General features: G+C 68.4%; 24 protein-coding genes and 4 pseudogenes. 12 read left to right on the plus strand and 16 right to left on the minus strand.

Annotation, left to right across the window (positions count from 1 at the left end):
* Window positions 1–15: 15 nt before the first annotated feature.
* Window positions 16–651: an arsenate-mycothiol transferase ArsC gene (locus LGI35_RS36465; protein ID WP_227298528.1), complete on the minus strand. Its 636-nt coding sequence runs from the start codon at window positions 649–651 to the stop codon at window positions 16–18.
* Window positions 652–727: 76 nt separating this feature from the next.
* On the opposite strand from LGI35_RS36465, the gene LGI35_RS36470 reads away from it, so the two are divergent.
* Both LGI35_RS36470 and arsB read left to right on the plus strand, forming a co-directional pair.
* On the plus strand, window positions 728–1,033 hold the full coding sequence (locus LGI35_RS36470) for an ArsR/SmtB family transcription factor (protein ID WP_227298529.1): 306 nt from the start codon (window positions 728–730) through the stop codon (window positions 1,031–1,033).
* Window positions 1,033–2,145 carry an ACR3 family arsenite efflux transporter gene (gene arsB, locus LGI35_RS36475; RefSeq protein ID WP_227298530.1) on the plus strand — a complete coding sequence of 371 codons (1,113 nt, stop codon included), beginning with the start codon at window positions 1,033–1,035 and terminating at the stop codon, window positions 2,143–2,145. Before LGI35_RS36470 ends, arsB begins: the two co-directional genes overlap by 1 nt.
* Before the next feature lie 162 nt (window positions 2,146–2,307).
* Here arsB and LGI35_RS36480 read toward each other — a convergent pair whose 3' ends face one another.
* Together LGI35_RS36480 and LGI35_RS36485 are read right to left on the minus strand one after the other, a co-directional pair.
* Window positions 2,308–2,757, minus strand: a complete 450-nt coding sequence (locus LGI35_RS36480; protein ID WP_227298531.1) for a GNAT family N-acetyltransferase — start codon at window positions 2,755–2,757, stop codon at window positions 2,308–2,310.
* Window positions 2,758–2,867: 110 nt separating this feature from the next.
* Window positions 2,868–3,254, minus strand: a complete 387-nt coding sequence (locus tag LGI35_RS36485; protein WP_227298532.1) for an ArsR/SmtB family transcription factor — start codon at window positions 3,252–3,254, stop codon at window positions 2,868–2,870.
* Between the two features lie 73 nt (window positions 3,255–3,327).
* On the opposite strand from LGI35_RS36485, the gene LGI35_RS36490 reads away from it, so the two are divergent.
* From LGI35_RS36490 to LGI35_RS46655, 3 genes are read left to right on the plus strand one after another with little or no spacing between them, the layout of a single operon-like run.
* A complete protein-coding gene (locus tag LGI35_RS36490) occupies window positions 3,328–3,498 on the plus strand; it encodes a hypothetical protein (RefSeq protein WP_227300778.1) in 171 nt (56 codons plus the stop codon).
* A 32-nt stretch (window positions 3,499–3,530) separates the two neighbouring features.
* Window positions 3,531–4,904, plus strand: coding sequence for an NAD(P)-binding domain-containing protein (locus tag LGI35_RS36495; RefSeq protein ID WP_227298533.1), 1,374 nt, complete (start codon window positions 3,531–3,533; stop codon window positions 4,902–4,904).
* Window positions 4,905–4,909: 5 nt separating this feature from the next.
* Window positions 4,910–5,281: a hypothetical protein gene (locus LGI35_RS46655; protein WP_423835749.1), complete on the plus strand. Its 372-nt coding sequence runs from the start codon at window positions 4,910–4,912 to the stop codon at window positions 5,279–5,281.
* Between the two features lie 469 nt (window positions 5,282–5,750).
* Here the strand turns inward: LGI35_RS46655 and LGI35_RS36505 are convergent, their stop codons facing one another.
* From LGI35_RS36505 to LGI35_RS36515, 3 genes are all read right to left on the minus strand, one after another.
* The gene (locus LGI35_RS36505) at window positions 5,751–7,208 is read right to left on the minus strand and encodes a multicopper oxidase family protein (RefSeq protein ID WP_227298534.1); all 1,458 of its coding nucleotides are present in this window, start codon (window positions 7,206–7,208) and stop codon (window positions 5,751–5,753) included.
* 341 nt (window positions 7,209–7,549) lie between these two features.
* Window positions 7,550–7,708: a hypothetical protein gene (locus LGI35_RS36510; protein ID WP_227298535.1), complete on the minus strand. Its 159-nt coding sequence runs from the start codon at window positions 7,706–7,708 to the stop codon at window positions 7,550–7,552.
* Window positions 7,709–7,899: 191 nt separating this feature from the next.
* Window positions 7,900–8,427 (minus strand): IS3 family transposase, encoded by a 528-nt coding sequence (locus LGI35_RS36515; RefSeq protein WP_227298536.1) that lies wholly within the window; start codon window positions 8,425–8,427, stop codon window positions 7,900–7,902.
* A gap of 371 nt (window positions 8,428–8,798) precedes the next feature.
* On the opposite strand from LGI35_RS36515, the gene LGI35_RS36520 reads away from it, so the two are divergent.
* Window positions 8,799–9,161 carry a glycoside hydrolase family 95-like protein gene (locus tag LGI35_RS36520; protein ID WP_227298537.1) on the plus strand — a complete coding sequence of 121 codons (363 nt, stop codon included), beginning with the start codon at window positions 8,799–8,801 and terminating at the stop codon, window positions 9,159–9,161.
* A 145-nt stretch (window positions 9,162–9,306) separates the two neighbouring features.
* Here LGI35_RS36520 and LGI35_RS36525 read toward each other — a convergent pair.
* The 4 genes and pseudogenes from LGI35_RS36525 to LGI35_RS36540 form a co-directional block, all read right to left on the minus strand.
* Window positions 9,307–9,426, minus strand: a pseudogene (locus LGI35_RS36525) (DDE-type integrase/transposase/recombinase); the annotation flags it as partial.
* A 97-nt stretch (window positions 9,427–9,523) separates the two neighbouring features.
* Window positions 9,524–10,324 (minus strand): annotated as a pseudogene (locus LGI35_RS36530) (rod shape-determining protein).
* Complete coding sequence (locus LGI35_RS36535; protein ID WP_227298538.1) at window positions 10,321–10,692, minus strand: TraR/DksA family transcriptional regulator; 372 nt, start codon at window positions 10,690–10,692, stop codon at window positions 10,321–10,323. The pseudogene LGI35_RS36530 and the gene LGI35_RS36535 overlap by 4 nt, the downstream one beginning before the upstream one ends.
* A 74-nt stretch (window positions 10,693–10,766) precedes the next feature.
* On the minus strand, window positions 10,767–11,093 hold the full coding sequence (locus LGI35_RS36540; protein WP_227298539.1) for a TraR/DksA C4-type zinc finger protein: 327 nt from the start codon (window positions 11,091–11,093) through the stop codon (window positions 10,767–10,769).
* A 341-nt stretch (window positions 11,094–11,434) separates the two neighbouring features.
* Between LGI35_RS36540 and LGI35_RS36545 the strand changes: the two genes are divergently transcribed.
* From LGI35_RS36545 to secD, 4 genes are all read left to right on the plus strand, one after another.
* Window positions 11,435–12,388, plus strand: a complete 954-nt coding sequence (locus LGI35_RS36545) for a HAMP domain-containing sensor histidine kinase (RefSeq protein WP_227298540.1) — start codon at window positions 11,435–11,437, stop codon at window positions 12,386–12,388.
* Entirely contained in the window at window positions 12,385–13,050 is a 666-nt protein-coding gene (locus tag LGI35_RS36550; protein WP_227298541.1) for a response regulator, read from the plus strand. The genes LGI35_RS36545 and LGI35_RS36550 overlap by 4 nt, the downstream gene beginning before the upstream one ends.
* 74 nt (window positions 13,051–13,124) lie before the next feature.
* Window positions 13,125–13,466 carry a hypothetical protein gene (locus tag LGI35_RS36555; protein ID WP_227298542.1) on the plus strand — a complete coding sequence of 114 codons (342 nt, stop codon included), beginning with the start codon at window positions 13,125–13,127 and terminating at the stop codon, window positions 13,464–13,466.
* Between the two features lie 90 nt (window positions 13,467–13,556).
* Window positions 13,557–15,866: a protein translocase subunit SecD gene (gene secD, locus LGI35_RS36560; protein ID WP_227298543.1), complete on the plus strand. Its 2,310-nt coding sequence runs from the start codon at window positions 13,557–13,559 to the stop codon at window positions 15,864–15,866.
* Between the two features lie 73 nt (window positions 15,867–15,939).
* Here the strand turns inward: secD and LGI35_RS36565 are convergent.
* The 4 genes and pseudogenes from LGI35_RS36565 to LGI35_RS36580 form a co-directional block, all read right to left on the minus strand.
* Window positions 15,940–16,725 (minus strand): annotated as a pseudogene (locus tag LGI35_RS36565) (RNA-guided endonuclease InsQ/TnpB family protein); the annotation flags it as partial.
* A gap of 227 nt (window positions 16,726–16,952) precedes the next feature.
* On the minus strand, window positions 16,953–17,309 hold the full coding sequence (locus LGI35_RS36570; RefSeq protein ID WP_227298544.1) for a hypothetical protein: 357 nt from the start codon (window positions 17,307–17,309) through the stop codon (window positions 16,953–16,955).
* A 292-nt stretch (window positions 17,310–17,601) separates the two neighbouring features.
* Complete coding sequence (locus tag LGI35_RS36575; protein WP_227298545.1) at window positions 17,602–17,760, minus strand: hypothetical protein; 159 nt, start codon at window positions 17,758–17,760, stop codon at window positions 17,602–17,604.
* A 79-nt stretch (window positions 17,761–17,839) separates the two neighbouring features.
* Window positions 17,840–18,670 (minus strand): transporter substrate-binding domain-containing protein, encoded by an 831-nt coding sequence (locus tag LGI35_RS36580; RefSeq protein ID WP_227298546.1) that lies wholly within the window; start codon window positions 18,668–18,670, stop codon window positions 17,840–17,842.
* 665 nt (window positions 18,671–19,335) lie between these two features.
* Here LGI35_RS36580 and LGI35_RS36585 point away from each other — a divergent pair.
* Together LGI35_RS36585 and LGI35_RS36590 are read left to right on the plus strand one after the other, a co-directional pair.
* The gene (locus LGI35_RS36585) at window positions 19,336–19,713 is read left to right on the plus strand and encodes a hypothetical protein (protein WP_227298547.1); all 378 of its coding nucleotides are present in this window, start codon (window positions 19,336–19,338) and stop codon (window positions 19,711–19,713) included.
* 154 nt (window positions 19,714–19,867) lie between these two features.
* Entirely contained in the window at window positions 19,868–20,620 is a 753-nt protein-coding gene (locus LGI35_RS36590) for a hypothetical protein (RefSeq protein WP_227298548.1), read from the plus strand.
* An 894-nt stretch (window positions 20,621–21,514) separates the two neighbouring features.
* Here the strand turns inward: LGI35_RS36590 and LGI35_RS36595 are convergent.
* Window positions 21,515–21,760: a DUF2283 domain-containing protein gene (locus LGI35_RS36595; RefSeq protein ID WP_227298549.1), complete on the minus strand. Its 246-nt coding sequence runs from the start codon at window positions 21,758–21,760 to the stop codon at window positions 21,515–21,517.
* A 67-nt stretch (window positions 21,761–21,827) separates the two neighbouring features.
* Window positions 21,828–22,043, minus strand: a pseudogene (locus LGI35_RS36600) (IS5/IS1182 family transposase); the annotation flags it as partial.
* Window positions 22,044–22,327: the final 284 nt, after the last annotated feature.

The raw sequence follows: 22,327 nt of genomic DNA on the forward strand, positions 1-22,327 counted from the left end.
GGATGACGGGAGATCTCAGGCGGTGATCGGCAGCGAGTCGAGCAGTTCGGTGATGTGCGCGTCGATCGCGTCGTGAATGGTGCGTACGACGGCGATCGGGGCGCCTTCGAGGGCGGCGACGGGCCAGTCCAGGTAGCGGCGGCCGTCCACGACAGGGCAGGCGTCGCCGCAGCCCATCGTGATCACGATGTCGGCGGCTTGGACCACCTCGTCGGTCAGCGGCTTGGGGAAGGCGGTCTCCCCGGACGGGACGCCTGCTTCGGTGAGGACCTGGGCCACCGCCGGCTCGATGGCCGCGGCGGGATGGGTGCCGGCGGACGACACCGTCACATGTCCCTGGGCGCGGTGGGCGAGCAGGGCCGCGGCGAGCTGTGAGCGTCCGGCGTTGCGGCTGCAGACGAACAGCACCCGGGGCAGTCCGCTGTCCGGCGATCCCTCGGTGTGTGCGAGTGCGTCCAGGCGTTCGGCCGTCAGGCGCTCTGTCAGGACGACCAGGTGCGTGGTGACGCGGGCGGTCGCGGCCAGGCGCTCGTAGGAGTCGGTGATGACCTTCTGCACGGTCTCCGTGGAGAAGCGGCCGCGGTGCGAGGTGACCAGGCGTGCGGCGCCTGTGGCGAGACGCTCATCGGGCAGGACGCGGGACGGGGACATGAGAACCCCCTTCGGCGAGTCCCAGGAGATCAGCACCGACTGGTATCAGTGCAGAGTGATGTGAGAGTATCAGTCCATGCTGACTTCAGTCGACACTGATGTGATCCGGGTCCTGGGCGACCCGCTCCGCCTGAAAATCGTCACTCTGCTCGCCCAAGAGACGCTCTGTACGACGCACCTGGTGGAGGAGACCGGAGCCAAGCAGACCAACCTCTCCAACCACCTGAAGGTGCTGCGCGAGGCCGGCCTGGTGGAGACGGAGCCGTGCGGCCGCTTCACTTACTACAAGCTGTGCCCCGAGGTCCTGGCCGGCTTGTCAGAGCAGTTCGCCGAGCTCGCCGCGTCGGCCCGTACCGCCGCCGGCAACAAGAGGGCCTGCTGATGAGCCGCACCGACACGACCCCGCAGACCGGCCAGGGTGCGGCGTCCGGCGCCGGCATAGTCGCCAAGCTCTCCACTCTCGACCGCTACCTCGCGGTGTGGATCCTCATCGCGATGGGTGTCGGGCTGGGTCTGGGGCGCCTGATCCCGGGTCTGAACGACGCCCTGGTGAAGGTCGAGATCGGCGGCGTCTCGCTGCCGATCGCGCTCGGCCTGCTCGTGATGATGTACCCGGTCCTCGCGAAGGTGCGCTACGACAAGTTCGACACGGTCACCGGCGACAAAAGGCTGATGGTGTCGTCGCTGGTCATCAACTGGATTGTCGGCCCGGCGGTGATGTTCGCCCTGGCGTGGATCTTCCTGCCGGACCTGCCTGAGTACCGCACCGGCCTGATCATCGTCGGCCTGGCCCGCTGCATCGCCATGGTCATCATCTGGAACGACCTGGCCTGTGGTGATCGTGAAGCAGCCGCGGTCCTGGTCGCCCTGAACTCGGTCTTCCAGGTCATCGCCTTCGGCCTGCTGGGCTGGTTCTACCTCGACCTGCTGCCGAAGTGGCTGGGCCTGGGCGACGGGCAGAGCCTGGACATCTCCATGTGGAAGATCGCACTGAACGTGGTCATCTTCCTCGGCATCCCGCTGGTCGCGGGCTTCCTGACGCGCCGCGTCGGTGAGAAGAAGCTCGGCCGCCAGAAGTACGAGTCCGACTTCCTTCCGAAGATCGGCCCTTGGGCCCTCTACGGCCTGCTCTTCACGATCGTCATCCTCTTCGCCCTGCAGGGGAAGACGATCACTTCGCAGCCGGTGGACGTCGTGCGGATCGCGCTGCCGCTGCTGGTCTACTTCGCCGTCATGTTCTTCGGAACGTTCCTTCTGGGCAAGGGCCTCGGCCTGGCCTACGAACGCACGGCGACCCTCGCCTTCACGGCGGCCGGCAACAACTTCGAGCTGGCCATCGCGGTCGCCATCGCCACTTTCGGGGTGACAAGTGGGCAGGCACTGTCGGGCGTCGTCGGCCCACTCATCGAGGTACCGGTACTGATCGGCCTCGTGTACGTCGCTTTGGCATGGCGCAAGAAGTTCACCGCGTCCGCGATCAGTACACCTGTATGACTCTGGAGCACATCGAGGTGCGGTGGCCCACGGGCCCGGGCGGCTTGCCGTCGGCCACCGCCCGTGCTGCCGGGTCGGGGCTCCGCCATTTCCGCGCCCGGGCCCTGCCTGCGTCTGCGGCGTCAGAGGCTCTTTGCGGGGTGAACGCGCGCAAGGCGAGGGTCAGTCAGGTGCTGCCGCTGGAAGGTCCTTGCTGAACCAGTGATCCGCCTTGCCGTGGCCCTCGTACGGCTCGGTCTCCTGATAGCCGTGCCGGGAGTACAACGTCCGAGCCTCGATGAGCTGGCTGTTGGTCTCGCAGACGATCCGGGTCGCACCCAGTCGCCTGGCTGTCTCCTCGACAGCCCTCAGCAGGCCGCGCCCCAGTCCCAATCCGCGTCCGGCAGGGCGCACGTACATGCGCTTGAGCTCCGCGGTGGCCGTGGGCGAGTCCAGTATCCGCACCCCTGCGCAGCCCAGGAAATCTCCTCGTTCATTTCGTGCGACGAGGAACGCGCCGCCGGGCGGGCTGAGATTGAGGTGCGGGTCCGTTGCCAGCACAGCATGAAGTTCTGCATCGGTGGCGGCACGGCCCAGTACCCGCCGCCCCATCTCGGTGAAGTATTCGTGCATCACCTCGTCGACGCCCGCGCGGAGAACTGGTTCGGCTCCGATAGTCCAAGTAGGCATGCACGTATCGTCCCGGGCCGGCCCGCGGCCGTCCATGGCCGTGCTGACGGAACTCAACTGCCTGGGCTGCAAGCTTGGTTGCGCAGATCGAGCATGGCCGACATCGCTGCCACGACCGAGGGTGCGACGCGGTAGTACACCCAGGTGCCGCGCCGTTCGGACGTGAGCAGTCCGGCGTCCTTCAGCTTCTTCAGGTGGTGGGAGACGGTCGGCTGGGAGACGCCGACGTCGGAGATGTCGCACACGCACGCCTCGCCGCCCGCGTGCGAGGCGACCTTGGAAAACAGCCGCAGCCGCACGGGATCGGACAGGGCCTTGAACATCATGGCCATCTTCTCCGCGTCCGCCTGCGACAGCTCCCCGGCGGTGATCGGCGGGCAGCACGGCACCACAGCCTCGCCGTCCAGCACCGTCAGCTCGACAACCTTTGAATTCGACATACGTCTATGTTGACACTCGTCGATGCGAGTGCCAAGCTCCAGACATAGACAGACATCGAAACAAGGGATGGTCGTGACCGCGCTGATCCGCACCGCCCTCAACGCCGCCCGGGCCCGCCGCACGGTTCGTCATCTGGCCGGCGTCACCTTCTGCGACAGCCGTGCTCAGGTCTGCGACAGCTCCCGCCACGCCACGGCCCACCAGCGGCGCGCCCAGATGTCCGCGCTCTCCTTCGCCCGCTGATTCCTCCCACCCACTTCAGGAGACCGACCGTCATGAGTGAGCAGCAGCTCCCCGTCGTCGTCATCGGAGCCGGACCCGCCGGGCTCGCCGCGGCAGCCCATCTCCACGAGCGCGGTATCGGGCACTTGGTTCTGGAATCCGGTCCTGCCGCCGCGTCCGCCGTGCGCGAATGGTCGCACGTGCGGCTGTTCTCCACCTGGGGTGAACTCGTCGACCCGGCGGCCGAGAAGCTCCTCGAGCCGACCGGCTGGACCAAGCCCGACGCCGCCGCCTATCCCACGGGAGGCGACTGGGCCGACGAGTACCTCCAGCCGCTCGCCGACGCCTTGGGCGAGCAGGTCCGCTACGAGGCCGCGGTCACCGGTGTCTCCCGCGCGGGGCGTGACCGCATCGTCGACGCCGACCGTGAGAGTCAGCCGTTCGTCGTCCACTTCACCACCCCCGCAGGCGAGGAACGCGCCTTCGCCAGCGCCGTCATCGACGCCTCCGGCACCTGGACCACGCCCAGCCCCGCCGGCGCGAGCGGCCTGCCGGCCCTCGGGGAAACGACCGCGGCCGACCGGATCACCTACCGCGTTCCCGACTTGAAGGACCCGGCCGTGCGGGCTCGTTACGCGGGTAAGCGCACCGCCGTGATCGGTTCCGGCGCGTCCGCGTTCACGGCCCTGGCCTCCCTGGCCGAGCTCGCCAAGGACGACGCCGGCGCGCACGCGGTGTGGATCCTGCGGCGCGGCATCAGCGGGTCCACCTTCGGCGGTGGCAGCGCCGACCAGCTCCCGGCCCGCGGCGCACTCGGCCTGGCCGCGAAGGCCGCCGTGGACAACGGCTACGCGGACGCGGTCATCGGCTTCCGCACCGAGGCGGTCGAGCGCGATGCGGACGGCCGGCTGATCCTCGTCGGTGAGGACGGCCGCCGCCTGGACCCGGTCGACGAGGTCATCGTCCTGACCGGCCTGCGCCCGGACCTGTCGTTCCTGTCCGAGCTGCGCCTGGGCCTGGACGAGCGCCTTCAGGCCCCGGTCGAGCTGGCCCCGCTGATCGACCCCAACCAGCACTCCTGCGGCACCGTCTACCCCCACGGGCACCGCGAGCTCTCCCACCCCGAGCAGGACATCTACCTGGTCGGCATGAAGTCCTACGGCCGTGCCCCCACCTTCCTGGCCATGACCGGCTACGAGCAGGTCCGTTCCGTCGTCGCCGCCATCGCCGGGGACACAGAGTCCGCCGACCACGTCGAACTCACCCTGCCCGAGACCGGGGTGTGTGGCGGCGCCGGACTCTTCGACGACCCCGCCGCAGAGCAGAGCGAGGGCGGAGGCTGCTGTGCCCCCGCGCCCGCCGTTGTGCAGATCAGTGTGGGCGCAGGCGCTGCCCTCACCGTTGAGGAGTCGTCCTCGGGCGGCTGATGCCCTTGGCAGAGGGCATCGATCCAGCTCCACGCCGCAGCGGCCCGACCTGGCGCGAGTTCCTGACCGCGCAAGCCGAAGGCATCATCGCCCGCGACTTCGTCCACATCGACCTGGTTGATCTGCGCCGGGTGTACGTGCTCGTGTTCCTCGAGCACGGCACACGTCGGCTGCACATCGCGGGAGTGACTGCCCGTCACAGCGGGCCCTGGATGGTGCAAGGGGCGAGAAACCTTGCCGTTGAGTGGGGTATCCGGGCGGACTCGCTGCGTTTCTTGCTCCGAGACCGGGGCGCGAAGTACACCGAGTCTTTCGACGCGGTCTTCGCGGCCGGCGACATCCAGACTGTGAGGACCGCGCCGCGGCTCCTCGGATGAATGCCCACTGTGAACGGGGTATCGGCACCCTGCGGCCCGTGGGCCTCGACCACCTCTTGATCTGGAACGAGTTCCACGCCCGGCATGTCCTCGATGAGTAACCCGGCATTACCACGGTCATCGCCCCCGCCAGGCTCGCCGGCAGCTCCCTCCCCTGGCCCGGGAGCCCTGGCCCGGGAGCACCCGACACCCATGTCGCCCCGTCCGCTCACCGGGTTCTACGCACCCGAATACTCGGCGGCGTGATCAACGAGTACAGATATGCCGCCTGACCATGGGTGATGAGTTTCCGAACGGCGCACGATGCGTACGGTCCGAGGGCACCGAACCCGCGATGCGGGACGAGGCGAGCCCGTAGATGACGGGCACGCGCCTGACGTTGTGGCGGGCCGTCGTCACGGAGATCTCGCCCCTCCGACGCCGGCGCCGATGCTGACCGCTTGGCCCCGGCGCGACGGGCGTCGGCACGTTACTTGACGATCTCCAGCACCGCCATCATGCCCGCGTCCTCATGGTTGAGGATGTGGCAGTGAAGCACGGTCTTGCCGGTGTAGTTCTTGAAGTGGGTCCGGACGACGATCTTCCCCTTGGCGGGCACGCTCGCCGTGTCCTGCAAGCCGTGGCCGTGGTGCGGTCGGCCGTTGATGCTCATCAACTGGAATTTGTTGACGTGCACGTGGAACGAGTGTTCCTCGTTGCTGTCGTTGCGCACGATCCACTCCTCGACCGTGTTCAGCTTGGACCGGACGTCCACTCGGTTCGGATCGAACTGCTTGCCGTTGATGTAGAACTTGCTGCCGTCCTTGTTCTCGGAGAACACGAGGGTGCGCCGGGCGGCGATCGCCGAGTGGCTCAGGTCCGTGACCGGCGCGAAGGCTGAGGTGGGCAGGGCCGCCGGGTGCGCGGAAGGTCCTTCGGAGACCAGGGTTGCCAGGGTTGCCTGCGGGAACGTGTTGCCGGCCGGTCCGGTGTTGTAGGCGAGCGTCTGCAGCTGGGTACGGCCGGTCGGGCCGCCCTGTACGAGCACGTCGAAGCGTGCGCCTGCCGCGAGTAGGAGCGAGTCGGCCGTCCAGATCCGGTCGACGGGGGTGCCGTCGTGGGCGATCACATGGAACCGCTGACCCTGCAGGCGGATCTTGTAGTAGATGTTGGCGCTGATGTTGGCCAGCCGCCACAGCTGGGTCTCACCCGGCCGGATGCGGATGGTCGGGTTCAGCTGACCGTTGACGGTGCGATTGGTGGACGCGCCGATGTGCAGGTTCTGGGTCCGGACCGCATCACCCTGGACCTGGAAGTCCTTGAGCCCGATGACGTGCTCGGTGATGTGTCGCAGCTTCGCCGGCAGGTACTCCTGCAGCCCGTCGACGATCAGGACGCCCGACATGCCCCCGGCGACCTGCGGTGCCGAGAGCGAGTGTGCATGCGAGTGGTACCAGTAGGTGCCGGGCCGCAGGGTGTTCGGAAACTGGTATGCGTAGTGAAACGTCTGGCCGGGATGGATATGGACGAAGATGTTGTCGGAGTTGCCGCTCGGCGACACATGAAGCCCATGAACATGCAGATTGGTGAACTCGTTCAGCGAGTTCTTCATCGACAGGTCCACCTTGTCCCCCGGCCGGATGCGCAGCGTGGGAGGCATGTAACTGCCGTTGTAGGTGAGGGCCCACAGCTTGCGGCCGCCCACCTCGACCTTTCGCCTCTCCACGACGAGTTCCACCCGCAGGACCCCGTTGTGGCTCACGATCTGCGCAGGCTCCTTCAGTGGCGCGCCCTGCGCAACCGCCGGCGACTGCAGGGGGACAGCCACCGGCTGCGCCTGCGCCGGTTCCCGCTCCGGCGGCTGCTCGCCGGAACAGCCACCGACCAGGAGGGCGATGACAACAACGACGGCAGTGGCCAGTTCGGGCAGCTTGAACCGAGACCGCATTACCTCTCCACTCCTGGGACTCCCACATCGCACGTAGGTCACTCCCAGCAAGCACGTGGTCGCGCCTGTGCGCTACCCCGGTGGAGCGTTCGCGCGACACAGCCACCCTCGATGTACGGACGTCGCCAGGGGCTGCGGGCGGGACGGCGGTCCTTCTCGCGCCACAGAGCGAGGAGGGATGGCCAGACACACGTTGCCCGGCGTCAGTGACGCGCGCAACACGATCGGCACCGGCGTGCGCAGGTTGCAGCGCGGAAAGTACCCGCTGTCGCCAGGACGCGCCCGCCTTCTACGGATGCCCTCTCAGGCCCGCCGGTCGTCCCGGTCAAGGATCTCGGAGGTCAGCAGTCCAGGGACACGTTGGCAACGAAGGCCGCATCGTCGCCCATCAGCTGGGTGCAGGCGAGGACGCCGAAGACGATGGAGGTGACGCCGCCCGACAGCCGGCGGCGACGCGCTTCAAGGCACACCCTCAAGGCGATCGGAGAACGGGCGGGCATCCCGACACCACCGGCCTCGGCGAAGGGCTCGGCGTAGTTCAGCAGGCCGCGCCTCCGGCAGCGCCGGCAGGTCGAGCGCGGGCATGATCACGGACGTGCCGCCAGCCTGGTCAACCCGGTTCAGGGAGACGGCGTCGTGGCCGACCTCGCCATGGACTCGGGTGTACCTCAGCCTGATCGCGGCGCTGGAGTCAGCGGCGCTGGGGTGTTGCGGGCTGAGCCGGTGTGGGTGGAGCGGAGGGCTGGTCGCGGAGGTGGAGCAGGGGCGGTTCCGCGCGACGTGACGACCTTGGCGCCGTCGGCACTTCCCCTCCCTCGCGGACGTCGAGGATCGACTCGGCGTGGGCTTGAAGAAACGTGCGCCACTGGTCGTCGCGTGTGGTCGGCGGGATACGGCGGCCGCGCAGGATTCTGCGGATCGTGCCCGCCCCGACACGATGCCCCAGGCGGCGCAACTCGCCCTGGATCCGGACCACGCCCCAGGTCCGGTTCTCGGTGGCGAGCCGGACGATCAGCTGTACGAGTTCGTCATGCAGCGGTGGACGTCCCGGTGGCCGAGGCTGGGTCCACTTCTTGACGACCATGCGGCGGTGCCACCGCAGCAGCGTGCTTGGGGTGGCGATCCGGTGCAGCCGCAGGGCTTTCGGCAGCATCCGGGACAACGCGAACACAGCCCGGTCGGTCCATTCGAGCCGCGGCTTCGGACTGGCACGCAGCAAGACCGCGACCCTTGGCGCAGTACCAGTATCTCGGCGTTCTTCGACGCCGACGATCTGGCCAGCAGCACCAGCCAGGACAGCACCGCGACGGCGAACCGGTAGATCAGCCGAATCAGCACGGTCCACCATCATGGCAGCTCCGGGCCCGTGGCCGAGTTTTGGGAGCGCTATAGGGTAACGGGCCGCAGAGGGTTGATCGCTGATCAGCGGCCTGACCAGGACGGATGATTATTCGGCGCCCACAGAGCTGGCTTCGCCAGGATCAGCAAACGTGCCGGCCACAGCCGCGAATCGTATTTTCGAGCGGGACAGGTGCCGGGTGCCGTCCCGAGCAGGCCCTCGACCTGCTGACGTACTTCACCGATGGCAACGTGTTCCGCAACTCCCGGATGACCGAGAACACCATGTACGTCGAGGGCGGCAACCTCACCGTCGAATCCCCGCTCACCGCAGGCCAGTCCGTGCTCGACATGATGATCCAGAGCCACTCCGGGCCGGTGCGGGTCTTCCCCGGTGCGTCGGCGAGCTGGCCCGACGCCAGCGTCCAGGGCCTGCGCGCCCAGGGCGCCTTCCTCATCGACGCCGACCGGGCCGACGGCGCCACCCGATGGGTACGGGTGCCGAGGCCGGCGCGCCGCTCGACCTGGAGCACGGGATCAGCGGGGACATCGACGTACGGGACGAGCAGGGGCGACGTTTGCCGTACCGCACGACGGGTGTCGGGCGCGCTGTGATCCAACTCCCGGCGGGCACCGTGGTGTTGGTGACCCCTGCCGGCAAGGGGATCACCGGTCCCGCACCGCGGGACGTGCCCGCACTGTCGGCGCGGCACCCCTGGGGACTGCCGGACTGAACGGGGAGTCAGCGCACCGGCGCGGGCCGGTTCTGGACGAGGATGTCCAGCAGGTTGCCGTACCGGTCGACCGCGCGCCAGAGGTACTTCTGCTCGCCGTTGATCGTGATGGAGACCTTTTCGAGGTGCCACTTGTCACGGGCCCGAAGGGAGTCCCACACCGCCAGGCAAGGTGACAGTGCCGACCGGCGGCGTGGCGGGTTTCCGCCGCCACCTGCGGAGCGTGGAGGGCGTCACGGTCGGCTACCCCCGCACCGCCGGGTGGCGTTGTGCCGACCTGAGGAACTCGGCGGCTCCCCGCAGCGCCGCGGTCTGGGGCGCGGGCACCGGCTGTACGGAGGTGTGCAGCCGGTGGGCGAGGTGATCGGTGAGTTCCGGACGCAGCGCGCCACCGCCCGCCACGAGCACACCGCGTTTCAACGCGCCCCGCGCCTGCGTCGTGCGGTCCAGGCGAACCATCGACGTCAGCATCGACACCACCGCCTCGGTGAGTTCGTGGACCGTGGTGGTGGCGTCGAGGTCGGTGGTGCCCAGCGCGGTCCGGTACGCGTCGGTCACCGCACCGTCGGTCAGCAGCGCGACCTCCGTGAGATGGGCCCCGACGTCCACGACGAGCAGAGGGCGGCCCAGGTCGGCGCGTACGGCGAGGGCGATGGCCTTCGCGGTGGGCACGGTCAGCACGGCGCGTGGCCGCAACACCTCCAGCGCGGTGAGCGCCGCCGCCCGGTGTCCTGGGCCGCTCGGCACCGGAGTGGTGAGAACGATCAAGGGCCTGCCCCGGCGGGGAACGCGACGCGCGAGCAGTCAGTCGAGCATGCGGGCCGTGCCGTCGGGGTCGACGATGGTGCCGCGCTGGATCGGGTACGTGGCGGGGCCGGCGCCGGGAAACGTCACCGAGGGCACATCGAGGATCACGCCGCGGCCGGGCATCCACGCCCTGGTGCGGGCGCTGCCCAGGTCGATGGCGATACCTCCCGCCAACCGGTCCGCGAGCCACGGTATATGACGGTGCGTCATGATCCGGTGGGGTTTGGAGAGTGTCATCGCCCGACTTCCTTCACCTGCTGGCAGCGCGCGCAGTACCGCGCCTGCGGCACGATCCTCAGGCGCTGGAGGGGGATGGGCCACCGGCACAGTTCGCAGCCGCCGTACTGGCCGGTCTCCAGGCGTTCCAGCGCCGCCTCGACATCGGCGAGGACCATCCGGGCCGAGGCCGCCAGCTTCACGTGGACCTCGAGCTGGGAGGCCGCCCGCCGGTGGGCGACCCGGCCCGCGCGGGCGGGCGAGGCGCGGTCGAACTCCCGTAGTTGCTCCTGGCGGAACGCCCGCTGCTCCAGCAGCCCCTGACGCAGCGCGGCGAGGTCCTCGGGGGTGAGGCCCGCGTTGTCGACCCCGGTGGTATGGCTGTTCACGACATCCCTCCGTGCGTGCACGTCATGGTTCCCGTACGTCCTCTTCGGCCGCGCTGTGGCGGCCTCGCGTCGCGTCAGGCCGTACGCCGCTGGCAGCCGACGCAGCAGCGCGCGTACGGCAGGATCTCCAGGCGTTCGAGGGGGATGGGGCGGCCGCATACCTGGCATACGCCGTACCCGCCCTGGTCGAGGCGCTCGACAGCGGCGGTGATGTCCTCGAGGACTCGGTCGATGGAGGCCTTCTGCGCGACCACCAGCGCGTCACCCGGGTCGTGACCCGCGTCGGCGAACGCCGTGAGCTGGGCGAGACGTGACGCGCGCTCGTGCTGAAGGCGCCGGCGGACCTCGCGCGCCGCGAGACGCCCGGGCTGCGGGTCGGGGTGTGCCGTGTCGAGGGACATCGGTGGATTCCTTCCTTCGGGGAGCGGTGGACGGGCCACGTGCTTCATGACCGCAAGCGTGGTCGGCCGCGCCGCCCGCGGCCATCGGCCCTGGCACCCATTTCCGGGGGAGTCCGGGGTGTAGGCGACAGGGGGAATGGGGTGCGCGCCCCGGCCGATATGGCTGTCGCACCCCATCGACCCGGAGCGTGCGGCGCCGCCATGCTGACCAGCGGCGCAGGAGTCCGGGGCCGGCCAGCGTCACGGGCTGCGGCCCGGTGGCGGGGCGGCCGGCGGCATGGCCGATAGTGAGAGGGACAGAAGTAAACAAGAGGGCGGAAAAAGGGGAGGCTCTGCACACCGTGTCGTTGTTCTGGCGGATCTTCGGGCTGAACGCCGTGGTGCTCGGCGCCGCGACGGCGCTGCTGTTGTGGGCACCGGTGACCGTGTCGGTGCCCGTGCTGCTCACCGAGGCCGTCATCCTGGTCGGCGGACTCGCCGTCATGCTGGTTGCCAACGCCGCGCTGCTCCGGATCGGTCTCGCGCCCCTGGGGCGGCTCACGCGCCGGATGACGACCGTCGACCTGCTCCGCCCTGGGCAACGGCTGCCGGTCCCCGGGCACGGCGGATTCGCCGAGCTGATCAGCACGTTCAACGCGATGCTCGACCGCCTGGAGACCGAGCGGGCCACCAGCAGCGCCCGCGCCCTGTCCGCCCAGGAGGCCGAGCGGCGCCGCATCGCCCAGGAGCTGCACGACGAGGTCGGACAGAGCATGACCGCGGTCCTGCTCGGCCTGAAGCGGGCCGCCGACCGTGCCCCGGAACCGCTGCGGGCCGAGTTGCAGCAGGCCCAGGAGATCACCCGCGAGAGCCTCGACGAGGTACGCCGTCTCGCCCGCCGCCTACGCCCCGGCGTCCTGGAAGACCTCGGCCTCGTCAGCGCGCTCACCTCGCTGACCACCGACTTCGCCACCCACACCGGACTGGACGTGCGGCGCCGGTTCACCCCGGACCTGCCGCCCCTCGACCACGACAGGGAACTCGTCCTCTACCGCGTCGCCCAGGAGAGCCTCACCAACACCGCCCGCCACGCGGAGGCTGCACGCGTCGAGGTGGACCTCCACCACACCCCGGCCGCCGTCGTCCTGCACATCACCGACGACGGCCGCGGCATCGGCGCTGCCGGCGAGGGAGCCGGTATCCGCGGCATGCGCGAACGCGCTCTGCTCATCAGCGCCGCACTCGACATCGACGAAGGACCCGGGGGCGGCACCCGCGTGTCCCTGTCCGTACCCAGGCCCGCGAAGGACGCATGACCATGCCCGACACCGCCCCGATCCGCGTCCTCCTCGCCGACGACCACGCGCTGGTCCGGCGCGGGGTACGCCTCATCCTCGACGGCGAACCCGACCTCGAGGTCGTCGCCGAGGCCGGGGACGGGGCGGAGGCCATCGAGATGGCCCGCACCCACACCGTCGACCTGGCCGTCCTGGACGTCGCCATGCCGCGCATGACCGGCCTCCAAGCGGCGCGCGAACTCTCCGCGCGCCACCCGGGCCTGCGCATCCTCATGCTGACGATGTACGACAACGAGCAGTACTTCTTCCAGGCCCTCAAGTCCGGCGCGTGTGGATACGTGTTGAAATCCGTCGCCGACCGCGACTTGGTCGCCGCGTGCCGCGCGGCGATGCGGGGCGAACCCTTCCTCTACCCCGGCGCGGTCACGGCCCTGATCCGCAACTACCTCGACCGGGTCCGGCAGGGAGACGAGGTGCCCGACAGCATCCTCACCGCCCGCGAGGAGGAGGTCCTCAAGCTGATCGCCGAGGGCCACTCCTCCAAGGAGATCGCCGAGACGCTCTTCATCAGCATCAAGACCGTGCAGCGCCACCGGGCGAACCTGCTCCACAAACTCGGCCTGCGTGACCGCCTCGACCTGACGCGCTACGCGATCCGCGCCGGACTGATCGAACCCTGACGATGGCGATCCGCCGCGCACGTGGAGGCCCGACACCCAGTTCCCACGTACATGTCCGCCTCCGTCTGGCGAGATTGATCGTCGCCGTACTCGCCGCGCTGTGCGTCGTGGGCGGTGCCTCGGGTCCAGGCGCCGAAGCGGTTACGTGGTCCGCGCCCCTCCACGCCGTCACGGCGATCGCCTCCAGCGGCGACCCCGAATGCGCGACCCCGGACGGCACGGCCCCGCGCGCCTGCCGTGAGGAACACCGCGAGCGCGCGACCACCCCGCACTGCACCGCCACCGCGCCACGGTCGCGCCCGGCCCTGCCCCGGCCCGATGTCCGGCGCCCCGGACACACCAACGACACCGTCGTACGTCCCCACTGCCCCACCCATCACGGCGAGCGGGCACCACCGGCCTCCCCGGGCACCTGACACCTCACCCGTCGATCCCGGCCGCGCCGTACGCGTACACCTACACCTGAGAGCCAACTCGCGGCCGCAGCATGCCTGTTGGAGGCACCGTTGACGCGCGCAACCCGGCTGCGGGCGCTGTTCGCCCTTGCCGTCATCGCCCTGTCGCTCTACATCGCCCTGACCGTTCCCGTCCGCCTCGGACTCGATCTGCGCGGCGGCACCCAGATCGTCCTCGAGACCAAGGACTCACTCGACGCCACGGCTGACGCCGAGGCCACCGAACGCACCCTGGAGGTGCTGCGCCGCCGCGTGGACGCCCTCGGCGTCGCCGAACCCACGATCGCCCGCTCCGGCGAGAACCGCATCATCGTCGAACTGCCTGGCGTCCAGGACCCGCGCGAAGCCGCCGCCGTCCTCGGCCGCACCGCCCAGCTCACCTTCCACCCCGTCCTCGGCATCGCCGACAAGGACGCACCCCAACCCAAGCCGCTGCCGAAACGCCCCAGGGAACTCGTCCTGCCTGACGAGTCGGGACAGCACCTGCGCCTCGGCCCATCCACACTCACGGGCGCAGACGTCGAGGGCGCGGAGGCGGCCCTCGACCAGCAGACCGCCCACGGATGGTTCGTGATCGTCGACCTCAAGGGCAAGGGCAAGGACCTGTGGAGAGGCCTGACCGGGAAGGCCGCGTGCGCCCCGGCCGGCGACCTCACCCGCCGCGTCGCGATCGTCCTCGACGACAAGGTCATCTCGTCGCCCCAGGTCGACCCGAGCGTGGCCTGCCGCACCGGCATCACCGGCGGATCCACGCAGATCACGGGGAACTTCACCGCCGAAGAGGCCCGCGAACTGGCCCTGCTCGTCAACGGCGGCGCCCTCCCCGTACCCGTCGAGACCGTCGAACAACGCACCGTCGGCCCCACCCTCGGCGCCGAAGCCATCCGGGCCAGCGCCTGGGCCGCCGTCATCGGCACAGCACTCACCGCACTCTTCATCACCGTCGTGTACCGCCTCCTCGGCGGCCTCGCGACCGTCGCCCTGGCCTGCTACGGACTCCTCTCGTACGCCGCCCTGGCCGCACTGGGCGCGACCCTCACCCTGCCGGGCCTCGCCGGGTTCGTCCTCGCGATCGGCATGGCCGTGGACGCCAACGTCCTCGTCTTCGAACGAGCCAGGGAGGAGTACGCGGCCCGCAAGGTCAAGAGCCTCCGCTCCTCCCTGAGGGAAGGCTTCCGCAACGCGTTCAGCGCCATCGCCGACTCCAACATCACCACCCTCATCGCCGCCGGACTCCTCTTCTTCCTCGCCTCAGGACCCGTGCGCGGCTTCGGCGTCACGCTCGGCATCGGTGTCCTCGCGTCGATGCTCAGCGCGCTCGTCATCACCCGCGTCCTCGCCGAGTTCGCCGTCGCAGGCAAGCCCGTCCGGCTGCGCCCGCAGATCACCGGAATCGCGTCCACCGGCCGCGTCCGCGACCGCCTCACCCGCCGCTCACCCGACCTGATGCGCCACCCACGCCGCTGGCTCGCCGTATCCGCCGTCGCCCTCGTCCTGGCCGCATCCGGCATCGTCGTACGAGGACTCAACTTCGGCGTCGAGTTCACCGGCGGCCGGCTCATCGAGTACGCCACCACGAAACCCGTGGACGCCGACCGCGCGCGCGAGGCGCTCGCCGACGCCGGATTCCCGCGAGCCGTCGTCCAGACCTCCGGGGACCGCGACCTTACCGTCCGCACCGACCAGCTCACCCCCGCACAGGAGACCAAAGTCACCGCCGCCGTCGAAGACCTCGGTGGGACGGCGGACAAGCGCCGCGACGAATTGATCGGCCCGAGCCTCGGCGACGAACTCCGCCGCGGCGCGCTCATCGCACTCGCCGTGGCCCTGGGCGCCCAACTGCTCTATCTCGCCGTACGGTTCCGCTGGACGCTCGGCGCGTCCGCGGTCGCCGCGATGGCACACGACGTACTGATCCTCACCGGCGTGTTCGCCTGGCTCGGCAAGCCCGTCGACGGGATCTTCCTCGCCGCGCTGCTCACTGTCATCGGCTACTCCGTGAACGATTCGGTCGTCGTTTTCGACCGCGTACGGGAACTGTCCGCGCTGCCCGCACACCGCAAGAAGGGCTTCGTGCACATCACCAACGCGGCGATCCTCCAGACGGTTCCGCGCACCGTCAACACCGGAATGGGCGCTCTGTTCATCCTCACCGCCCTCGCCGTCCTGGGAGGGGACTCACTGACGGACTTCGCACTCGCCCTGCTCATCGGCATCGTCGTCGGCACGTACTCCTCGATGTTCACGGCCACGCCACTGGCCATCGAGCTGGACGCGAGGGGAGCGCCGTCGCGTGTGCCGACCCGACTCCGCGATCCGGCGGCATCGCGCGTAGGCGCAAAGGGGGCCGAGTCAACTTGACCCGGCCGTCAAGGCCGGGCTTGGAGGTGGCGCCCGACTGGCTGCCGGGTCGGGTCCTCCGTCCAGACACCCCTTATGGGGTGGCAGGGGCGCGTGACTCACGCCCCGCATTCCACACAGCTACACCACGGGAGGCGATGTTGTGGGAAGCACTGCGGTCCGCGTGCGCAACGACGCCGCAGCCCCGGCAGATGAACAGGCCCTGGTCCACTCGGTTACGCCGGTCGACGTGCTCGCACTCGCAGCACATCTGCGACGTGTACGCCGGATCGACGTACACCAGCGGGACGCCCGCCCGGCGGGCCTTGTAGACGATGAATTCCCCGAGCTGGGCAAAGGCCCAGGAGTGGAGAGCGACCCGTTGGGGCTTGCGGAGCCGTACCCTCTGCCGGATTCCCTTGAGTTCTTCCAGGGAGATCCCGGCCGAGGTGCGTTCAGCCTCGGTCACGATCGTCTTTGCGATGACGTGGTTGGTGTTCTTCACATGCCGCTGCTCGCGGCGGGAGCGTTCCTTGAGCCTTCGTTTGGCGGACTTGGTGCGCTTCCTCTGGAGCTTGGCCCGCAAGGCAAGTTGCCGCTTGCGGTAGCGGTTGAGGCCGCGTCCAGAGGCCTGGTAGCCGGTGGAGGTGGTGGCGATGTTGACGATGCCCAGGTCCACGCCGACGAACCCGTCCGGCTCGTAGGGTTCGGCTTCGGGCACGTCGCAGGTGGCGATCAGATAGAAGACGCCGTCTCGTTCGATCAGGTCCGACTCGCCCCGCCGGTGGTCCTGGAGCGTCATGAGCGCGTCGGTGGAGCAGGCGAACTGGATACCCCGGAGGCGTCCGCTGGTGGTCCAGATGGACACCGTCTGTGCGTCTTCAACTCGCTGTGTTCGCCCTGGTCACGGCGCTACAACCAAGCTGTTTCCAGAGGTCGCGTCCACGAATGGTCCACGGCGCCTGAACCGTCTGTGAGGTCTCGCGCGGCAGCTTCAGCTGAGTCTGCGCACGAGCAGCAGTAGAAGTCGACGCCCCACCAACCAGCTTGCCTGACAGCACATGCTGGCCTCGGTAGTGACTATGTGTCATGGCTCCAGACGTCGCTTCAGTCGCGGCAATCCCGACGGGTGATCAGGTCGGGGGCGGCTTGAGCATGCTTATCAAGAGCCCGTCGCATCTGATAACCCGTATGAGCGGTGTCCTCGCCTACCGTGACACTGCGAGCGCGGCTCGGGGAAGCCCCGGCCCACAGCAGCGACGTGTGCACGTACTCCTCACCGGCATACGCCAAGACCAAGGATGTGTCGACGGTGACATCACCCCGGTGGTACCGGACATGCATCACCAGTGGATACGTTTCCTGGCTCTGATCCACTTCCGGGCTGGCGAACCCCAGCCCCTCCAAGGCGACACCGAATCGGCTTCTGGCCTCAGCCACGAAGGTCTTCACCCGTATGTCCACTCACTGAGTATGAGCCTTGTTCCCAGAGGGTTCCCGCTTGATCGGGCATGCAGGGGGCACGATCAGCCTGCGCCGTGACTGGACGCCGTGAGGTCCACCCCATATCCCCGGCTTGTGGTCCCACGCCCGCAGCTTGCCTATGACGAGGCCGGCGGTCGCGCTCACAGGGGCAAGTTCCTGCGCGAGTCGCTTCTCTCCCGGCTCGCTGCCACGGCGATTGAAATCTAGCGAGGCGTCCACGGGCTCGTATCCGTTGAGCTCTGCTGTGAGGCCCATGGCTCGTGATTAGTGATCATTGCTTGGACTGTCTCGCCTTGGCGAAGCTCGCTGAGGGGACGTCTTGACTTATCTGCCATGGCGGCATCAAGTCGCGTCCTTCGAGAGTGTTGCTGCCGACGTTCTGCTCGACGGCCTGGATGCGGATACCGCAGCCTCGCAGTTCGATGCCCACGATGATGAGGTTCTGGACGGACTAGAAGAGCCGGTCGAGCCGGGTGACTGTGATGGTGCCCTGCAGAGCGCGCTTCGGCTCAACTCATCCATTCCGCCTCGTACTTGGCGTACGTCCCGTCGTGCGTCGCCAGATGCACGAACTGGGTCACGTACTCCTGGAAGTCGCGGTCGCCGCGCGGCGTCGCGTACGCCTTCTCGGCGTACGTGAACGGCTTGTCGGGGTGGACCGAGCACAGCTCGGGGTGGAGCTTCGCCTGGTAGAGCGTTTCGCTCGCGTCGGTCATCATCACGTCCGCCCGGCCCGCCACGATCTCGTCGAAGATCGTGGTGTTGTCCGGGTGGACCTTGATGGTGGCCTGCTTGATGTTCGCGCGGGCGAACTGCTCGTTCGTGCCGCCCGGGTTGACGACCACGGTCGTCCCGGCCTGGTCGATGTCCTTGAGCGTCTGGTACTTGTCCTTGTCCGCGCAGCGCACGATCGGCGTCTTGCCGTCCTCGCGGGTCGGCTCGCTGAAGTACACCTGGCGGGCGCGGGGAAGCGTGATCGAGACGCCGCCGACGCCGATTTCGCACTTCCCGCCCGCCAGGTCCTTCGTGAGATTCGCCCATGTGGTGTCGACGAAACGGGCCTTGGCGCCCAGGCTCTTCGCGAGGTCTTGGGCCATGTCGATATCGATGCCGCTGTACGAGCCGTCCTTCGGCTCCTTGTACGTGAACGGGCGGTAGTCGCCCGTGGTGCACACGCGCAGCACCTTGGACTTCGGCACGACGTCCAGCAGGCTCTCCTGCTGCCTCTTCGTGGGGCGATCCACCCCCGACGGCTCGGCGGGCGCGGCGGCGGTCACGGCCAGCAGGCAGGTCAGGGCGGACAGGATGGCAGCACGTTGTCTGGACGCACGGCGGCTCATCGCGACTCCTCGGCACAATGGTTGCAGGATGAAGTGATCACCCTGGCAGAAGAGTTCACGCAGGTGAAGACGGTGTCCACGGGTCGGGAAGGCTGAGCCGTGCGGGACGCGTCCTGCCTGGGACGGAGAAGCATGACGCGCATGGAGGCGCCGTTACTACACACACCGAGCCGATCGCTGTTGAAGTTCGTGCAGCGGTTGTACATGGCCGGGCGCGCGGAGGGCTGGACGCGGTCCTGGAGGAGGTGGTGTCCGCGTACGGGGCTGGGGTGAGTTCGCTGGAGACAGCGGAGCAGATGTCGATGGACGCCGGGTATCCGATCAGTGACGCCTCGCAGGAGGTGGCGAGTATCGGTGCAGCTGCTGCCGTGCAGGGCAGCACGGTCGGGACGGATGTGAGGTAGCAGCGGCACTCGGGAGGTGACCTCTCACCGAGTGGTGTGACGAGCCTTGAGCTTGATCAAGGTGCCTCAGCGGACCGACCCGACGAGGGCCCGACACCATGTGCACGCGAACCCTTTCCTTCGTCTCAACAACCGTGCGCACAGCATGAGTTGAGTCGCCACTCAAGGGATCCCTCTGGCATCATCTAACCCTGCGCCGGCCCGGGCGAGTGAGCCGCCCGGCCGCCAGTCGTGCGCGCAGGCCAGTTGTCGGAGGGGTACATGGACGCATCATCGCTTGCGGTGGCGGTCGCCACAGCCGTCGGACAGGGTGCGTTGAACAGCGTCGGCACCCGCGCTGTGGACAACGCACTGGAGATGATCCGGCACCGCTTCCGGCGCGACTCCGAGGCCACAGCGACCATCGACCACGCCGCCTCGGACCCCACGGCTCTCGCCACGGCGCTGGCTCGGTATATCGAGAGCGATCCGGACTTCGCTGCGGACCTGCGTGACTGGCTGAACGCAGCCGACCCTGGCTCCGCCCGTGAGATCTCCAATCAGGTCTCCGGCACGGTGCACGGGTCCGTCATCCAGGGGCAGAACGTGAACCTCAAGGGGCGCTTCTCGTTCCGCGGCTCTCGAGGCCAAGGGCGATAGTTCGGTGGCATCACACAGGTCGAACTCCAGGTCCACTTCCGACTCTCCGTCCCCTGCCGTCCCCGCGCCCGCAGCGTCAGATTCCACCGACCGCACCAGCAACGAGATTTCCGACGGCTCTCGGGTGGGCGGCGACGCATACCAGGCAAAGCACATGACCTTTGGCGCCCACCGCGCGGCGTTCACTGTCGTGGCGGTGGTGGCGGTCGCCGGCCTGCTGACCGCCGTTGCCCTCGCGTTGATCAACAAACCGGACGGCGACAACAGCGCCGGGTTGGCCGCGGACTCCCGATCTGCCACGCCAGCGCGCTCCATGCCACCTCGCACATCGAAGAGCGCATCGTCACCGTCCGCCCCGGCGGTGGCCACAGGTGCGGCACAGGGCACCAGCGCCAAACCGACGGCCGCGAAGAAGCCTGCGTCGCCGACCGTGGAGTTCGCGGAGACGAACACCTACTGCTCGGGGTGGAGATCGACACCCGAAGGATCCGAGGTCCTCAAGGCGCGCGGTTGTGTGCGTGTCACCGGCCATGACGCCGCGTTCGGCGTGGCTGTGAGGAACGACAGCAAGGATCAAGTCACGGCATCCGTACTGGTGCAGTACCTGTACGGGGGCGATCCGAAGGATTGCCCGCTCAGTCGGTACCCGGCCGCCGGGATTGTCATCAACCCCGGCGACATCTGGTACAGCAGCTTGGCGAACTGCTCCGTGCCCAACCTTGGAACCCACCAGTTCCAGGCCGTCTCGACCGCGGTCGAGAACCCCGACGGGACGACGAGCATGAATAACGGCAGGAACGTGTATTCGCCTACCATGTCCATCAGCTCCACCGGCGCGCTCACATGCCGCGATATGGACGACACTTGGGGCACCTGCGCACCGTTCGAGTACGTCTCCGGAAGCTGAGTACTCTCTGCGACGTCGGCGGGAAGTCCATACTCCTGTGCCCTTGTCGCGGAAGCAGGCAGGATCGCCGGGGCGTCGAATGCAACCGATTCGCACCGCGCGGCCGTGCAGAGCTGGAGGTCGATGCACGCCCACGGGCGCGCGCACAACGGCCTCATCCATGGAGTCGCCGACGGCCAGGAGGGCGACCCTCAGACCTGCCGTCGAGCCGTGCTGATTGCGCGGCGTCACGGAACGGCGGTGCTGCTCCCCGAGGCGACGCACCAACAGTTCCGTAAGGGGATCTCGAACGTGCCGAGGGGCCTCCCGCTTCTCCCGTGGGTGACTATGGGAGAAGCATAGAAACAACCGGGCTTCTTCCAACTGGGGTTCAAATCCGGCTCTGCAGGCCCCCGAAGGCTCGCGGACGGCGCACCTCTGACGAGCCAGCACCAACCGTAACCGGCAGAATTGCCCCCAACCCTCGTGTGCCACCGACCCTTCCATACGGCATGCGGCCCTAGGAGATGAGTGCGGTGCGCAAACGCTCCGCGTAGGCACGACGTAGCTCGGCGGGGAGCCGGTCAGGCTCCGGCGCCGTAGCGTAGAGATCGTCGCCTGGGTAGCGGGGGAAGAGGTGCTGGTGAAAATGCCAGACCGTTTCCCGGACCCGTCCAAGAGCGCTTATCACACGGAGATGATCAGGTTTGTGCAGTCGGTGGAGGGTGCGACCCAGATACTGGGCTGACGGAACTGGGTAGGGGCGGGCTCTCACAGTTTTCAGCCGGCAGCTCGTTGTGCTTGGACCGGGTGGCCTCTACTGCCTTGGCAGTGGCAGCGGCAGTGGCGGCACTAGCCCTTTCCAACCTGCTGCAAGGCGTACCGCGGTCGCCGCGAGCGTGGTGCTCGACTGCTTCATGCACCTTCGGTATCCAGTCGCTCCGTGGCCTGGAGCAGGTACTCGGGCAGTTTTGAACTGGCCCCCAACACCTCGATTCCGATGAGGCGGCACTGCTCGTCGAAGTCGAGGTTGATCATGCCGGCGACGTCCACCGGATCGCAGGGATACATGCGCGCGGACTTCACGCGGGCCTGCGGTTCGGCGAGGTAAATGTACGCTGCGTCCACGGTCTTGTCGTAGGTGACTCTGACGTCTGCCACGGCGAGCGGGCACCCTTGCTGTCGTTGATGGCGGCGCTGTCTTGTCCTGCCTCTGGCCGCAGCGACCTCAGGCTGCCGTGGCGAGGTGCAAGACCAGCACGGCCTTGACGATGTCGGTGATACGGGCAGTGCTGCAACGGAGTTTGCGCAGGAGCCGCCAACTCTTCAGGGTGGCGTTGGCCTGCTCGCCGACGGTTTGGAACCTGGCGTTGGAGGAGTTCACCGCCCTCTTCCCAGCTGGGAGCTTGCTCCAGAGGCCCCGGCAAGGCACCCGGATCGTCCTCCTGATGGCGAATCTGGCTCTGTCCGGAGTTCCGTGAATCCCCAGGTCAGTGGGTGAGTGGGGGAACGTTCCTTCCGGGAAGTTCTCGATCATGAGGGTCTGTTCGCTCGAAGCTGCAGGCCGGCCGGGGAACGCTTCGGAGACGGGCAGAAGAACAGGAAGATCGCTGCCGCACTGCGGGTGAGCGAGCGGTCCGTGGAACGGAGCGGATGGGTCGGTTCCCGAAGCCGGACGAATACCCGGAGATGGTGGTCGACTTCGTCCGCCGCGCGGTGGAGCTGCCG

It is taken from the genome of Streptomyces longhuiensis (assembly GCF_020616555.1).
In the GTDB taxonomy this organism is placed as follows: Bacteria; Actinomycetota; Actinomycetes; order Streptomycetales; family Streptomycetaceae; genus Streptomyces; species Streptomyces longhuiensis.